Raw genomic sequence first — 14011 nt, 5'->3', positions numbered from 1 at the left:
CACCGGCCCGCCGCACCCCGTAAGCCCGGGCGGCCCCGGCACCACACCGGGGCCGCCCACCTCCCCGCCACCCGATTCCACGGAGAAACCCGTAGCAGACCGCACACCCGCACCGATCAGCCATGGGCTCAAACCCCGGCTCGCAACCGCCCTGTTCCGCCGCTATCTACGCGCCTGCATTCCCACCTGCCCCGACCACGCCGCCCCGCTGGCCGGCGCCCACCCGGAAGCCCTTCACACCGAGACGCAGCGCGTCGGGCAGCAACACCACCACTGACCGTCCACGCACCCGGAGGAGCATGTCCCACCCCGCCCCCTACCCGGTGAGACTGGCCGACGAGATCACCCGCCAGCTCGGCCAGCTCTCCGACCACCTCTCCCAGCTTCCCCCGCCCCAGGCAGCGCAGGTCATCGCCCGCGTCCTCGACCCGGACAACGGAGTCCTCGGCGGCGTCACCCACCTCGTCATCACCGGCAGCCACTTCGCCAAGAGCGAGGCGGAACGAGGCGCCCTGCCAGCGGAGGTATGGCTCGCCTTGGGCCGTGCCGCCAACGAACTGCACGACATCAGCCTGGACCTGGACGAACACCAGAACCTCCTCCAGCACCTCGGCACCCGACCGGCCACCAGCGCGGCGAAGCCCCCGGCTCCTGCCCCGCTCGTCGTACGGCGGCGCCGGTGAAGAAGAAGCAGTGGCAGGGCTGGGGGCCGGGCGAGCAAGCCGAGCAGCACTACCTCGTCCAGCCCCATGCCCTGGCCGGCGGCGGCGACGTCCGGCACGTCTCGGAGTTCCTGCGCGCCTCGGGCTGGCGGGACAAGTCCAAGAAGGACGGCCCGCTGCTCATGGAGAGCCCGGACCGCACCGTCCGCGTCGCCTACGACCCCTACATCCTCCCCGGCGGGTGGACCATCCACGGCCGGGCAGGCGGCGCGACCGGCGAATGGTCTGCGCACCTGGGCCGGCAGACGCCGGTGGAGATCGTCGCCGGTCTGACCGACGCCCTCACCCGCCCCCGCTCCGCACACGCCCCCAACGTCTGGGCGCCCCTGCAGGAGCAGAACTGGCACACGCGGTTCGAGGGCCAGAACTATATGGCGACCAGCCCCGACGGCACCGCGTGGATGCAGTACCACCAGGGCGTCGATGGCACGGCGATGTGGTGGACCGGAGCGCAGGACAAGCAGGGCAACGGCTGGACTGCCAACTTCACGCCGAACACGCCAATGCACCTGGTCCAAGCCTTCTCCACGGAACTCGCCGGCCCCGACCCCGTGATGCGCCCACGCGGACGCGTCCCGCACAGCGCCCAGATCCGTACCTGGTCGGTCTCCGTCAAGCCCTCCCAGCTCAGCGCGTGGCAACAGGCCCGGATCACAGCCGCCCGCGCCGCCACCTGGGCCCGCACGAACGCCCGAAGCACCCGGCCACGCACCACCGCCCGCCCCTACAACCCGGCCGGCGGCGCCCGGACCCGCCGCTGACCTCTCCCCTCACTTCAAGGAGCCCGATGCCCGCCCCCACCCCGGACACTCTGCGCACCCTGACCGAAACGCTGTCGGACGTCACCGAGTACCTGCGCGAGAACCCCGACCCCGCCGAAGCCCTCGCCCTCGTCGAGCCGCTCCTCGACGAGTACACGGGCCTGCCCGTCCAGCTCGCCGACACCCTGCGTGCCCTCGCCCGCACCATCCAGGAACACCAGGCCATCCCGCGCTCCGCGCACGTCAACCTCCTGACCGCCGAGCTGCGCTCCGCCGCCTGGGAACAGACCGACCAGCACACCCTCCACTACGTCCTCGACGAGCTGCGCGCGCTGTACGACGACGCCGAGAGCGAGCAGGGGTGCAGCCGGTGCCGTTGAGCGAACGCCGGCTCGACGCCTTCGCCGACAAACACGCCTGGCAGATCCCCTTCGACACCAGCCCTCGCCACCTCGCCGGCCCGGGAGACGCCCGCCACGTCACCCACGGCCTGGCCGCGGCCGGATGGACCACGGTCTCCGACCCGCTCAGCGCCGAGATCGTGATGGCCAGCCCCGATCACCGCTACCGCCTGCAGTTCGACCCGCAGTCCGCCACCTCCGCATGGTGGCGGCTGCGGGCCGCCTCCGCCGACAACGAACACGGCTGGTACGCCGAGTTCGGTGAACTCGTGCCAGCCGAGGTCCTCTCCCGCCTCACCGACGCCCTCATCGCACCCGCCTCGCCACAGTCGGACCCCTGGCAGCCGGTGACCAGCGCAGGGTGGCGGCCCGACGAGGCCGGGGCAGCGCACTCACCGGACGCAATGTGCCATATCGAACGGCGCCCGACGAGCGAGTTCCACGAGCGGCCGTCCTGGCATATCGAGGTGCGGGACGCTCACGACACTCAGTACCCCGGCCCGCGCATCTGGCACGCCTACCTCGACGAGCACGTTCCCGATCACCTCGCCGGCGCCTTCCTGAGCGCGCTGACCGACCAGAGCCCGCTGCAACGCGGCATGTTCGACCGCACCGCCCACTACAGCGCCGTCAAAGAGCCGAGCCCGCTGCGCCCGCAGCAGGTAGTCGATGCCCACATCGCCCGGGTGAAGGTACTCCGGGCACAGGCCCGTGCCGTGCGCCGTCAGCAGACCGCCGCCGCGAAGCCCCCGGCGCCCACCACCGCCGTCCAGCCGACCGCCCGCCGCTGAACCAGAAGGACTTCTCCGATCTCCCGCACCATGAACCACCGCCGCGTCTCGCTGCGGCGCCTCAACCGCTACCTGCGCCACAGCGAACGGATCCTGGCCTCCTGGGACGCCTTCACTGAGTTCAACACGGACCTGGACGGCTGGCCCTTCGACCAGGAGACCTACGGCCGCCGGGCCGCCGTCCGCGACGCAGACACCGCTACGGCGTTCGCCAGCATCCGCTACGGCGCCCGCCAACTGCTGGCCACCGCCCGGCTCCAGCTCCAGCACCTGCCCGCACACCTCACCCAGGACAGCTGGCCCGGGCAACTGACCATCCTGGAGGAGGCGCTGTGCCGCCTCGACGCCCTGGACAAGCAGTGGCAACAGACCCGCGCCCAGCTCCCCCGGGGCGCCGGACCGGGCACCGAGGCGTACATCGACGCGCTGGACGAGCACCACGCAGAGTGCTGGAGCTACCTGGACGACTGGGCCTGCCACGGCCGCGCCATCCTCGACATCCAGGCAGCCACCAGCCGGACAGCAACCCAGCCGAAGCGTCCGCAGCTCCCCGCCGTCAAACCCCGGCACGGCGGCTACCGCGCGACGAGGCGGTGACCATGCCCTCCGGAGCTGACATCGTCGAGGTCGACTTCATCACCCCGCGCCACCTCGCCGGCGGGGGCGACCCCGCCTGGGTCACCATCCCCCTCCATCGCGCCTGCGGCTGGAGCCACGGTCACGACCCCCTGATGCCGCGCGTCCTGCTCTCCAGCCCCGACCAGAAGGCCCTCCTGCGCCTGGAGCCCGACCCCGACGGCCAGTGGTGGACCCTCAACCACACGGCCGAGTCCGGCCGGCCCGCCTGGTACGCGAGCTTCGGGGCCCGCACCCCGGTCGAACTGATCGCCGCCTTCACCGACGCCCTCACCGCCCCTGCCCCGCCAACCGACGCACCCTGCGATCCGTTCGAGCCACTCCGGCAGATCGCCTGGTCTGCTCCTGCCGTCGGTGCCGACGGCCTCGTCTCGCCCGACGGAACCGCGTACGTGCAGCGGCTGGTTAACGCGGAAGAACCGGGCATCTGGTTCGTCACCGCCACGCTCGGCCCCCGCCCGGTGTGGCAGGCCCGCTTCGACGCCCACACTCCCGACCACCTGGTCGCCGCGTTCACCACCGCGATCGCCGACCCCAAGCCCGCTCTACGCACCGACGGCGGGCGCAGCCTGCCCACCCGCAACCCCGGCGTCGTCGCCCGCAGGACCACGGACGTGCTCGCCGTGGACATCGCCGGGGCGCTGGAAGAACGCGTCCAGACCCTCGCCGCCCGGCACCCCCTCCCTCCTGCCAATCCGATGCCACCGACTCCACCGCCGTCCCGGCACGGCCGCAGCCGCTGATCCCTCCGTCCCGGAAGCATGTAGCCCTTGCCCTCCTCCAACAGCAGCAGCAGCAGCGACGGATACGACCTTGCCCTGCGCCTCCTGCTCGGCGTGCTCGCGATCGCCGTGCCCCTTGCCCACCTCGCCTGGCTGTCCGGCAACATCACCGCTTACCTCACCGAAGGCGGCTGGGCGCCCTACCAGCCCACCGCCGCCCTGCTCCACCCTGAGCAGGTCTGGCCCACCGTGGGAGAAACGCCCCTGCTCGTCGGCGCCCGCATCGTGCCCGTCGTCCTCCTCCTGGTCCTCGCCGCGGTGATCGGTCTGGTGTGGGCCCGGCACAGGAGTCAGGGTGGCGGCCGGAAGAAGAAGATCACCGACATGGCCAAGGCCCGGGACATCGAGCCTTTGATGGCCAAGGCGATCACCGACAAGGCCCGCTCGCTGCGGCCGAGTCTGAAGGACGCCAAGCACATCGAGGCCAAGGACACCGGCATCCTCCTCGGCAACCTGCAGGGCAGCCGCCACGAGGTGAGGATGGGGTTCGAGGACGTCGCTGTCGCGATCATGGCGCCCCGATCGGGCAAGACCACCTCGCTGGCCATCCCGTCCATGCTCGGCGCGCCCGGTCCGGTCCTGCTGACGTCGAACAAGGCCGCCGGCGACGCCTTCACCACCGCTTACGAGGCCAGGGCCCGGGCGGGGACGGTGTGGACCATGGACCCGCAGCAGATCGCGCACGCCGACCGCGAGATGTGGTGGAACCCCCTGGCCGGCGCCACAACGCTGGACGGGGCGAACCGGCTCGCCGGACACTTCCTGGCCGCCTCGGTGGACGCCTCCCAGCAGGGCGACTTCTGGTCCAAGGCCGGCAGCAACATCCTCTCCCAGCTGCTGCTGGCCGCAGCGCTCGATGAGCGGCCGATCACCGACATCATGCAGTGGCTCGCCTTCCCCGCCGACCGCACCCCGCTCGACATCCTGCGCGACCACGGCTTCACCGCCGTCGCCGCCCAGCTCAAGGGCACCGTCGAAGGACCGCCCGAGACCCGCGACGGCATCTACGAGACCGCCCGCCAGTACGCCGCCGCCCTCCTCAACGCGGAGATCGCGGCCTGGGTGACCCCCCAGAAGGACGTCGCCGAGTTCCGGCCGGAGCAGTTCGTCACCTCCACCGACACGCTGTTCCTGCTGAGCAAGGACGGCGGAGGCGGAGCGAGCGCGCTGATCGCCGCGTGCGCGGACTCCGTGATGCGCGCGGCGACCGCCCAGGCCGAGCGCGCCGGCGGACGCCTGGACCCGCCCATGCTGGCGATCCTCGACGAGGCCGCCAACGTGTGCAAGATCAGCGACCTGCCGGACCTGTACTCCCACCTCGGCAGCCGAGGAATCATCCCGATCACGATTTTGCAGTCCTACCGACAGGGCCAGAAGGTCTGGGGAGACGCGGGCATGGACGCCATGTGGTCCGCCTCCACCGTCAAGGTCATCGGCTCCGGCATCGACGACCCCGACTTCGCCGACAAGCTCAGCCGCCTGATCGGCGACCACGACGTGGAAACCACGTCCACCTCCCACTCGGAGTCCGGGAAGTCGACCTCGGTCAGCATGCGCCAGGAGCGCATCCTGCCCGCCGACGCGATCCGCGCCCTGCCCAAGGGCACCGCGCTGTGCTTCGCCACCGGCATGCGCGCCGCCATGCTCGACCTGCGGCCGTGGTACCGGGAGCCCGGCGCGGAGGAGTTGTCCGCGGCGTCCGCCCGCGCGTCGAAGGCGATCACGGCGCGTGCCGTCGCGAAGCACGCGCCGACGCAGTCCGACTTCGGGACGGCCGTGTGAGCGACGCGCCCCTGCACCTGGTGCCGGTCCGCTCCCGTGAGGCGAAGGACTTCGTGCGCGCCTGGCACCATCACCACCCGCCGCCCGCAGGACAGATCTTCGCCGTCGGCGCTGCCGATGAGACCGGCACGCTGCGTGCCGTGGCCATCGTCGGTAAGCCGGTGGCCCGTCACCTGGACGACGGCGCCACCCTCGAAGTCACCCGGACCGCCAGCGACGCCACTCGCAACGCGAACTCACTGCTTTATGGGGCCGCGTGGCGGGCGGCGAAGGCCCTCGGCTACCGATGACTGGTCACGCAGGCCGGCGAGAGCGGCGCATCACTGCGCGGCGCCGGATGGCGCATCATCGCCAGCCGCCCGCCCCGCGCCGGATGGCACACCCCGTCCCGCCCACGCGCCGGCCACGGCAACGACCACGTCACCCGCCTGCTGTGGGAAGCCCTGTGACCGAGCCCGTTCCTGCACAGCAACGGACCCCTTCACCTTGCCCCGTACCGCCCCGCGTCCTCCCGGAGCTGTCCTGCACACCGTCGACCTGACCGAACACACCCGCCTTCTCGGCGAGGTGGCCCCCGCCCTGAAGGAGCTGTCCGCGGAGGCGGCACGCATCCGGGAGGGCGAGATCGCCAAGCCCTTCCGAGACATCGCACCCGTGAGCCTGCGAGTGCACGAGCTGGCGATGAAGTGCACGCGTCAGGTGCACGACCTGTCGGTCAGCCAGTACCCCGCGATGAAGGACGGGGCCGAGAACCTGGCGCTCCTCGCCGGCGCCTGCTCCCAGATCTCCATGGCCGCCACCCTGTGCAACCTCGCCATCCATCACCGCACCGAGATCCTGCTGTACGAGGACGCCGACCCCACCCCCGCAACCAGCCGTGATCAACTCCGCCGTGCCGGTGTCGAGATGCAGCAAGCGGCCACCACCTATCGCGCCGTAGCGCGACGGCTCTACCGCCGCCTCGCCTCATTCTCGGCGCGCGCTGAAGACCGGCAACTCATCGCCGAGGCCCACGGGCCCAGCCCGCAGAAGGCGTCCTCCGCGCCGCCTGCGCCCGCTGCCCGGCGCCGCGTATGACGACACCACCCGAGGGCTTCCTGTTCGACGTGGCCGCCCCGCCGACGCCGGTTGAGTGCCTGCTGCTGCTCGCAGACCAGTACGTGCAGCACAACGACATGCTCGACCGTCTCCTGCGGGCCCATCCGCCATCCACGTCCAACGCCCACGCCGCCTCCGCCCAGCGACTCGCTTCTGCTACCCGCACCGCCCTCAAAGCGGTCACCGACGAACGCCTCTTCCGCAGTCCCGACCTGTCGGACGCAGTGGTCCGCCTTGAGCAGCTCGCCTTCCTGAGCAGTGCCTCCGCGGACCAGCAGCTCCCGATGGCACGCACTCTGACCGCCTTGGCACCCGAAGCCGCGATGGGCTGCGCCAACACCCTCGCCTACGAAATCCGACGCCGCCGGGGGACGGCAGCAGGCGACAGTCCGGAACACACCCTGACCGCCGCTCACCACACCGCCCTGTGGGAGATCGCCTGCGGGAACGTGGTGGTCACCAGCTCCCTGGGACGGCAAAACGTCCACTACCGCGACGAGCGCGTGCTCCTGGGCACACTGCGGGCGCTGGAGGCAAAGGGGCTCGCGGAGCGCGTTCCACAATCCGCGCCTGCCGCCTATGTGGGCGGCCCGCTCCAGGACCGAGTCCGCCTCACTCCCGCCGGCACCACCGCGCTGGCCACGGCCATCAGCAGCCCGCCCACTCGCAGGGCGCCCGGCACGACACCCGCGCCCGCTCCCACCGCTGCGAAGACGGCCGCCCGCAGCCGTTAACTAACCCATCGGAGCCCACAGCAGCCCATGACCTCGCACAACCGTGCCCAACATCCGGATCCACCCCGCGCTCGGGTGGACGGATACGAGGCCCTGCCCGCACGCGTCCCAGACGTCTCCTGCACACCGGCACCGACGCGCTACACCCGATCAGCCCTGGCCCATTGCCGCCTGCGGTACAAGGCCCGGCGGTGAGGCCCTTGGCGCCCCAGGACCGGGTCCTTGTCTCCCCGCGCTATCTGGCGGGAGCGGGCGTCGACCGGCTTGCCGACGCGTTCGGCCCGCTGATCCACCTCTTCGGCTGGGCGAGCGAGCACGATCGCGCAAGCGGTCGCATCAGCGTCCACAGCTCCGACGGCAGCCTGTACGTCAACTTCAACTCCCATCACGCCCGCGGCTACTGGTGGTCCGTCGCACACCACGAGCCGTACTGGGAAGCCCGCTTCACCCGGCAGACCCCGATCGAGGCCATCGCCGCCGTCACCCAGGCTCTGCCCCAGCTGCTCGGCGACGACCGGCACATCGGCCGGATCCCGCTCACCACTACCCCCCTCGCGCAGATCGCCGAACTGAACCACTGGCACCGCGAGGACGACACGTTCACCTCGCCCGACGGCCACTGCCACCTGCAGCACACCCCGACGGAACACACCCCGTGGCGCTTCCGGCACCACGTGTACGACGGCTTCGACACCCACTGGGACGCCTCCTTCACCCAGGACACCCCCGAGCGGCTCGTCGCCCAGTTCTTCACCCACCTCGCGACGACCACCCCGGTCGAGCGCACCTTCCGTGACGTCCCCTACCTCGTGCAGAACCTGGACGACGCGCTCATCACCCCCGTGCACCGAGCCGCCGTGAACCCACACGTCCACCACGCCGCCAGCCAGCTCGGCCGCGCCGTACACCGCCGCTGACCCAGCCTCACCCAAACCCGTCATCCCCAGATGAACGAGCCGACTGCGCCGGTCGAGCACCTCCTGCTCCTCGCCGGCGACTTCACCCGGCACAACGACGCCCTGCCTCGGCTGCACGTACCCGTCCGTTGCCGCGAGCGCACTGCCATTCCTCCCGGCCTGCACTTCCGAATCCCTTGGACCCCCGTGTCACTCCTGGACATCCCCGACATTTTCATCGGGTCCACCGGCGACAGCCACACCTTCGTCATCCTCAACCGCCGCATCCGCGACGCCGACCGGCTGCTCACCGACGCCGGCTTCCTCCCTCGTGAACACCACGGCCACAGGCTCTACCTGCTGTCCCCGGGTACCGCGCGGGACGTACACGAGCGCCCCGGCGTCGCGATGTACGCCCTCTTGGCCCACACCCACGACCTCGTCGACCTCTCCTGGACAACCCGCTGGAGTCCCGACCAGCCGGCAGGCGGACCGGACCTGCGCTTCCAGTTCGGTGACGGCACGGTTGCCGTGACCGCCTCGACCACCGCCGCCCGGTTGCTGCTGGAGCAACACGGCTTCGTCTCCACAGCAGACGGCGCGTCCTACCGCCCGCGGGACGGGCTGGACGAGCGCGGACTGCTCGGCGCCGTCACCGCTGCCGAGGCACAGGCGTACGCCCACGGTCTCAGCGCGCGTGTCCACCTGGGCATCCCCACACCAGCCGACATCCCCGCGAGCGCCCGCCGCCGCTCAGCTGCCGCCACCGGTCCGCGAACCACACCATCGGCCCGTCGCCGCACCCGCTGACCACCGCTACAAAATCCAGCACCGCCATCCGAGGAGCTTCCACGTCCGACGCCCCCCTCCGTGCATGATCTCGCCCGTGCCCTGGCCGACCAGCTCCACCCCGGTGCCGCTCCCCGGGACGTGACCGTCAGTTTCGGCGCCCGCCAGCAAGCCCCCGTCGAGTACCGCAGCCGCGGTCGGGGCGGACCGTGACGGTCTACGCCCAGGCACTGCACGCCGCCCTCTACGGCCTTCCCGCGCCCGACAAGTCGCTGCCCACCGCCCTGGACGCGCTTCTGCAAGCCACACACACCGCGACCGCCCCGGAACAGAAGACCGCCGTCCTGCGGCAAGTCGCCCAGCAATTGCGCAACGCCGCCGAGATCATCCAGCGCTACCAGTACCGAGCCCAGTGGGACCGCTTCCCCACCGAGGTCGCCGAGCAGCTCGACACTGCTCACGATCAGGCCCAGCAGATCGCCCAGGCCCTCGGCCGCGTGGCCCCCGCCTTAAGCCACCAGCCCACCACGCCCCGTGCCCAAGCCGCCCACGGCCAGAGCGCCACCACCCCCGTAGCGTCCCCGCCTTCACCGGCCCCACGCCACCGCTGACCGGCCGCGACAGCCCACCCGAGAAAGACATCTCCTGGCCACCACCGACTCCCTCCAGGCCCTCCTCGCCCAACCCCGCTGCGCGCTCGGCGTGTTCGTCCCCGCCGGACTGCATCCGGCCCGCGCCGAGCGCCATCAACTCGCCCAGATCGCCCGGGCCGGCGCCGACCTGTTCGAGATCGGCCTCGCCCACCATGACGCCGGCCTCGACGGGCCCGTCATCCAAGCCGCCTACCGCCGCGCCCTGAGCCGTGGAAACGTCCTCACCCGCGCCCTGCGCGCGGTCGAGCATGCCGCTGGCCTGCGGCCGACCGTCGTCATGACCTACTGGGATCCCGTCCATCGGCACGGCCCCGAACGCCTGGCCCGGCTGCTCGCTGGCGCGGGCGCCGCCGGGGCGATGATCGTCGACCTGCCCGACGACCAGGCAGAGCGCTGGCAGGCCGCAGCGAAGGCCGCGAACCTCTCCACCCCACGCCTCGTCCCGCGCCACTTCGCCGACGCCGGCCTCGCCACCGTGGCCGCCGGCGCGTCGGGATGGCTCTACGCACCCGCCAGCACCGCCCCCACCGGCTACCACGGCCCGCTCGACGTGCCCGCGCTCGCCGACTTCACGACACGCCTCCGCGCCATCAGTCCCCTGCCCGTCGTATCCGGCGTGGGCATCTCCACCCCGGCCCTCGCAGAACGCCTCGCACCACTGGTGGATGCCGTCGTCATCGGCACCCCCGTCGTCCACGCCCTGATGACCGCCCCGGGACAGGCCCCGTCACTCACCACCGCGTTCGCCCAAGCCCTGAACCCGTACGCCACCACGGAGACCCGTGCCTGACTCCACCAACCCGGTCCCGGTCCTGTCCCGCATCGCCTCCGACGCGTCCTGTCTGCTCCGGGCCCTGCGTGCCCTGCCCGCCGGACGGGACGCATCCACACTGGCCGCGCACATCACTGACGCGCAGGACCTCGCCGACACCGCCTTGCGGCTGTTTCTCACCCGCAGCCGCCAGACGTCGCGGCCCTCCCCTACGGACCTGCTGCTCCTTCACCGTGTCGCGCAGATCGCCAAGGCCGCCCAGGACGCCGCCGCCGAACTGACGGCTGCTCTTGCCCGCGTCGTGGAGAACCAGCGCCGCCAGGCCGCCGCCACATCACGGCGGGTCGTCCTGATCGGGCCGACACCGCAGCAGTTCATCGAGTCGGCCGCCGACCTCCTCGACCGCATCCCCGCCCTCTGCGACGCCGTATCCCGCGACCGGCCGCAATCCCCCTGCCACTGACGCGACAGCCGCGATGCGAGCGCCCCCCTTTCCCTACATCCAGGACAGACCATTTCAGATCAGCCCCGATTCCGCGCCCTCTCCCTCGGCGCGGGAGTTCAATCCAGCACTCTCCTCACCCTGTCAGCAGAGGGCATTCTCCCGAAGGTCGACTACGCGATTTTCGCCGACACCGGATGGGAACCCAAAGCGGTTTATGCGCACCTTGACCGGCTGGAAGAGGAGATAGCCGCGCCCGCCGGGATACCCGTCCTGCGCGTGTCGGCCGGGAATATCCGCGACGATGCATTGAACCCGGATCACCGTTTCGCCTCCATGCCGCTTCACATCCTCAACAAGGACGGGCGACCTGGGATGACCCGGCGGCAGTGTACCGGCGAATATAAGGTTAAGCCGATCAAGCAGAAGGTTCGCGAACTGCTCGGCTACCCCTATCCGGCACGCATCCCGAAGGGCGTTTTCGTCGAGCAGTGGGTAGGAATCTCCACGGATGAATTCCACCGCGCGAAGGACGCGGACGTCAAGTACATGCGTAACCGGCATCCCCTTCTGGACATGTCCTGGAGCAGGGCCGAATGCGTGCGTTACCTGACTTCGCTCGGTCTCGCCGATACCCCGAAGTCGAGTTGCCTGGGATGCCCGTTCCATGGAAATGTGCAGTGGCGGCATATCAGGGATTCCTCTCCGTCCGAGTGGGCGGACGTCGTCGAATTCGACGCGGCCATCCGGCAGGGCAATGCCCGCGCCAACGCCACCGGCAACAGGCTGCTCGGCGAGGCGTTCCTGCACCGCTCCCGCGTCCCGCTGAGCGAAGCCCCCATCGATCACGTCACGGCTGCCGAGCGGGCCGCCCTGCGGATCAGCGCGGACGAGGCCGACGTCCTGGAGAACGGTGTCGAGGACGGCTGCTCGCCCTGGGCGTGCCGCGGCGACGCCGACGCGCTGACACGGGACGACTTCGGGCTGGCCACGTGATACTCGACCTCTTCGCGGGGCCGGGCGGCTGGAGCAGGGCACTGCACGTCCTGGGCGTGCGCGACATCGGCCTGGAATGGGATCAGTGGGCATGTAAGACCCGTGCCGCGGCAGGGCAGTTGACCATCCGGTGCGACGTGGCGAGGTATCCGGCCTGGCCGTTCGTCGGCCGCACCCGCGGGGTGATCGCTTCGCCGCCGTGCCAGGCGTGGAGCATGGCCGGCAAGCGGCTGGGCCTGGTCGACCAGCCGCTGGTGCACGCGGCGGTCGAGGACCTGGCCGCCGGCCGGGACACCCGCGAGCGCCTCCTCGCCGCCTGCCGTGACGAGCGCTCCCTGCTCGCCGCCGAGCCGATGCGCTACCTGTACGCGCTGAACACGGTCGGCGAGCCCGACTGGGTGGCCATGGAGGAAGTACCGGACGTGCTGCCCTTGTGGAAGCAGTACGCGGCCGTCCTGCGCGGGTGGGGGTTCTCCGTCTGGTACGGGATTCTCAACGCCGCCGACTTCGGCGTCCCGCAGACCAGGAAGCGGGCGATCCTCCTGGCCTCCCGCGTCCGCACGGCGCAGCCACCCACGCCCACCCATGCCCAGCTCGCCGAGCCGGAATCGCTGTTCGGTCCGGGCCGCGCCCGGTGGGTCAGCATGGCCGAAGCCCTGGGATGGGGGGCGACAGACCGGCCCGTCCCCACCGTCTGCGCGGGGGGTGGGCCCGGCGGCGGCCCCGAACCGTTCCCTTCGGGCTCTCGCAAGACGCTGTCCGACGCGCGGGAGCGCGGTACGTGGATGCCGCGGCCGGACGGGGTGGTTCTGCAGTCCCGCCGGGAAGGCGCGGGGTGGGCGGCCCGGCACGGCATCCGCGAGAACCGTGCGGCCGACGCTCCGGCGCCCACGTTCACCGCCGAGGCCCACCGCTGGTCCTGGTCCCTGCGCAGCAACAACCAGGCAAACGCCACCGTCCGTCCGCTGTCCGAGCCGGCCGGCACGCTGTTCTTCGGGCACCGCGCCAACGAGTGCACCTGGGTCGCCGAACCCGCCACCCCTTCGGCCACGGACACCGATGCGCCGGCCGTTCCCGAGCCGATCCGGATCACCGCCCGCGAGGCCGGCCTCCTGCAGACCTTCCCCGCCGACTACCCCTGGGCCGGCAACAAGGGCCAGCAATTCTCCCAGATCGGCAACGCCGTGCCCCCGCTGCTCGCCGGCCACCTCCTCGCCCCGCACCTCGGCCTCACCCTCGACCCCGACGACTTCACCCTCGCCGCCTGATGCCCCACACCCCCGAACCCGACGAAGACGACCTCGACGCCATCGCACCGCCCCAGCCCGTCTTCCACGTCGAGCAGGCCCTCCTCGGCGCCCTGCTCCTCGACCCGCACCGCCTGGACGACGTGAGCGGCATCACCGCCGACTCGTTCTCCACCGCCGCGCACGCCGCCCTGTACGCCGCGATCAGCACCCTGCCACGGCCCGACCCCGCCGAGCACGCGAAGAACACCAAGTGGCTCGACCGCGTACTCGCCACCGCCCTGGAGGAGGCGCGCGGTCTGACCGCCTCCTACCTGCACTCCCTCGTCCAGGTCTGCCCCTGGCCCCGCCACGCCCCCGCCTACGCCCGGATGGTCGAGGCCGAGCACGCCCGCCGTCGCCTGCTGACGGCCGCCGAACGCCTGCTCCATACCGTCCACGACGTCTCCCGCCCTCACCCCGTCCAGACAGTGCTCGCCGAGGCGGACGCGCTTGCCGCGGTCGTGGAC

General features: G+C 71.4%; 18 protein-coding genes. All 18 read left to right on the top strand.

Annotated features, from left to right (window positions below; all coding sequences use genetic code 11):
- Positions 1–299 precede the first annotated feature (299 nt).
- Complete coding sequence (locus HZS56_RS35060) at positions 300–683, top strand: hypothetical protein (protein ID WP_108988910.1); 384 nt, start codon at positions 300–302, stop codon at positions 681–683.
- The gene (locus HZS56_RS35055; protein ID WP_108988911.1) at positions 680–1483 is read left to right on the top strand and encodes an SPDY domain-containing protein; all 804 of its coding nucleotides are present in this window, start codon (positions 680–682) and stop codon (positions 1481–1483) included. Before HZS56_RS35060 ends, HZS56_RS35055 begins: the two co-directional genes overlap by 4 nt.
- 26 nt (positions 1484–1509) lie before the next feature.
- Positions 1510–1863, top strand: coding sequence for a hypothetical protein (locus tag HZS56_RS35050; protein ID WP_167468174.1), 354 nt, complete (start codon positions 1510–1512; stop codon positions 1861–1863).
- Positions 1854–2675 (top strand): SPDY domain-containing protein, encoded by an 822-nt coding sequence (locus tag HZS56_RS35045; protein WP_108989129.1) that lies wholly within the window; start codon positions 1854–1856, stop codon positions 2673–2675. The genes HZS56_RS35050 and HZS56_RS35045 overlap by 10 nt, the downstream gene beginning before the upstream one ends.
- Before the next feature lie 30 nt (positions 2676–2705).
- Complete coding sequence (locus HZS56_RS35040) at positions 2706–3272, top strand: hypothetical protein (protein ID WP_108988912.1); 567 nt, start codon at positions 2706–2708, stop codon at positions 3270–3272.
- Positions 3273–3274: 2 nt separating this feature from the next.
- The gene (locus HZS56_RS35035) at positions 3275–4054 is read left to right on the top strand and encodes an SPDY domain-containing protein (protein ID WP_108988913.1); all 780 of its coding nucleotides are present in this window, start codon (positions 3275–3277) and stop codon (positions 4052–4054) included.
- A 27-nt stretch (positions 4055–4081) separates the two neighbouring features.
- Positions 4082–5875, top strand: coding sequence for a type IV secretory system conjugative DNA transfer family protein (locus HZS56_RS35030; RefSeq protein WP_108988914.1), 1794 nt, complete (start codon positions 4082–4084; stop codon positions 5873–5875).
- Positions 5872–6165 (top strand): XF1762 family protein, encoded by a 294-nt coding sequence (locus tag HZS56_RS38625; protein WP_244942107.1) that lies wholly within the window; start codon positions 5872–5874, stop codon positions 6163–6165. Before HZS56_RS35030 ends, HZS56_RS38625 begins: the two co-directional genes overlap by 4 nt.
- A 196-nt stretch (positions 6166–6361) precedes the next feature.
- On the top strand, positions 6362–6952 hold the full coding sequence (locus tag HZS56_RS35020; RefSeq protein WP_244942108.1) for a hypothetical protein: 591 nt from the start codon (positions 6362–6364) through the stop codon (positions 6950–6952).
- Positions 6949–7707, top strand: a complete 759-nt coding sequence (locus HZS56_RS35015) for a hypothetical protein (RefSeq protein WP_108988915.1) — start codon at positions 6949–6951, stop codon at positions 7705–7707. Before HZS56_RS35020 ends, HZS56_RS35015 begins: the two co-directional genes overlap by 4 nt.
- A gap of 191 nt (positions 7708–7898) precedes the next feature.
- Entirely contained in the window at positions 7899–8624 is a 726-nt protein-coding gene (locus HZS56_RS35010) for an SPDY domain-containing protein (protein WP_167468175.1), read from the top strand.
- A gap of 30 nt (positions 8625–8654) precedes the next feature.
- The gene (locus HZS56_RS35005) at positions 8655–9413 is read left to right on the top strand and encodes a hypothetical protein (RefSeq protein ID WP_244942109.1); all 759 of its coding nucleotides are present in this window, start codon (positions 8655–8657) and stop codon (positions 9411–9413) included.
- 188 nt (positions 9414–9601) lie between these two features.
- Positions 9602–10003: a hypothetical protein gene (locus HZS56_RS35000; protein ID WP_108988916.1), complete on the top strand. Its 402-nt coding sequence runs from the start codon at positions 9602–9604 to the stop codon at positions 10001–10003.
- A gap of 91 nt (positions 10004–10094) precedes the next feature.
- Positions 10095–10835, top strand: a complete 741-nt coding sequence (locus HZS56_RS34995) for a tryptophan synthase subunit alpha (protein ID WP_159106969.1) — start codon at positions 10095–10097, stop codon at positions 10833–10835.
- Positions 10828–11280 (top strand): hypothetical protein, encoded by a 453-nt coding sequence (locus HZS56_RS34990; RefSeq protein ID WP_108988918.1) that lies wholly within the window; start codon positions 10828–10830, stop codon positions 11278–11280. The genes HZS56_RS34995 and HZS56_RS34990 overlap by 8 nt, the downstream gene beginning before the upstream one ends.
- A 51-nt stretch (positions 11281–11331) precedes the next feature.
- Positions 11332–12255 carry an adenine nucleotide alpha hydrolase family protein gene (locus tag HZS56_RS34985; RefSeq protein WP_244942136.1) on the top strand — a complete coding sequence of 308 codons (924 nt, stop codon included), beginning with the start codon at positions 11332–11334 and terminating at the stop codon, positions 12253–12255.
- Positions 12252–13523, top strand: coding sequence for a DNA cytosine methyltransferase (locus HZS56_RS34980; protein WP_108988920.1), 1272 nt, complete (start codon positions 12252–12254; stop codon positions 13521–13523). The genes HZS56_RS34985 and HZS56_RS34980 overlap by 4 nt, the downstream gene beginning before the upstream one ends.
- Positions 13523–14011, top strand: a 489-nt coding sequence (locus tag HZS56_RS34975; RefSeq protein WP_301543117.1) for a DnaB-like helicase N-terminal domain-containing protein, incomplete at its 3' end; no start/stop codon positions are given. The genes HZS56_RS34980 and HZS56_RS34975, both read left to right, overlap by 1 nt.

Origin of the sequence: Streptomyces mayonensis (genome assembly GCF_018982965.1) — a bacterium.
Lineage (GTDB): Bacteria > Actinomycetota > Actinomycetes > Streptomycetales > Streptomycetaceae > Streptomyces > Streptomyces mayonensis.
The sequence above is the reverse complement of the archived record's forward strand: the minus strand, read 5'-3'. Positions and strand labels throughout refer to the sequence as shown.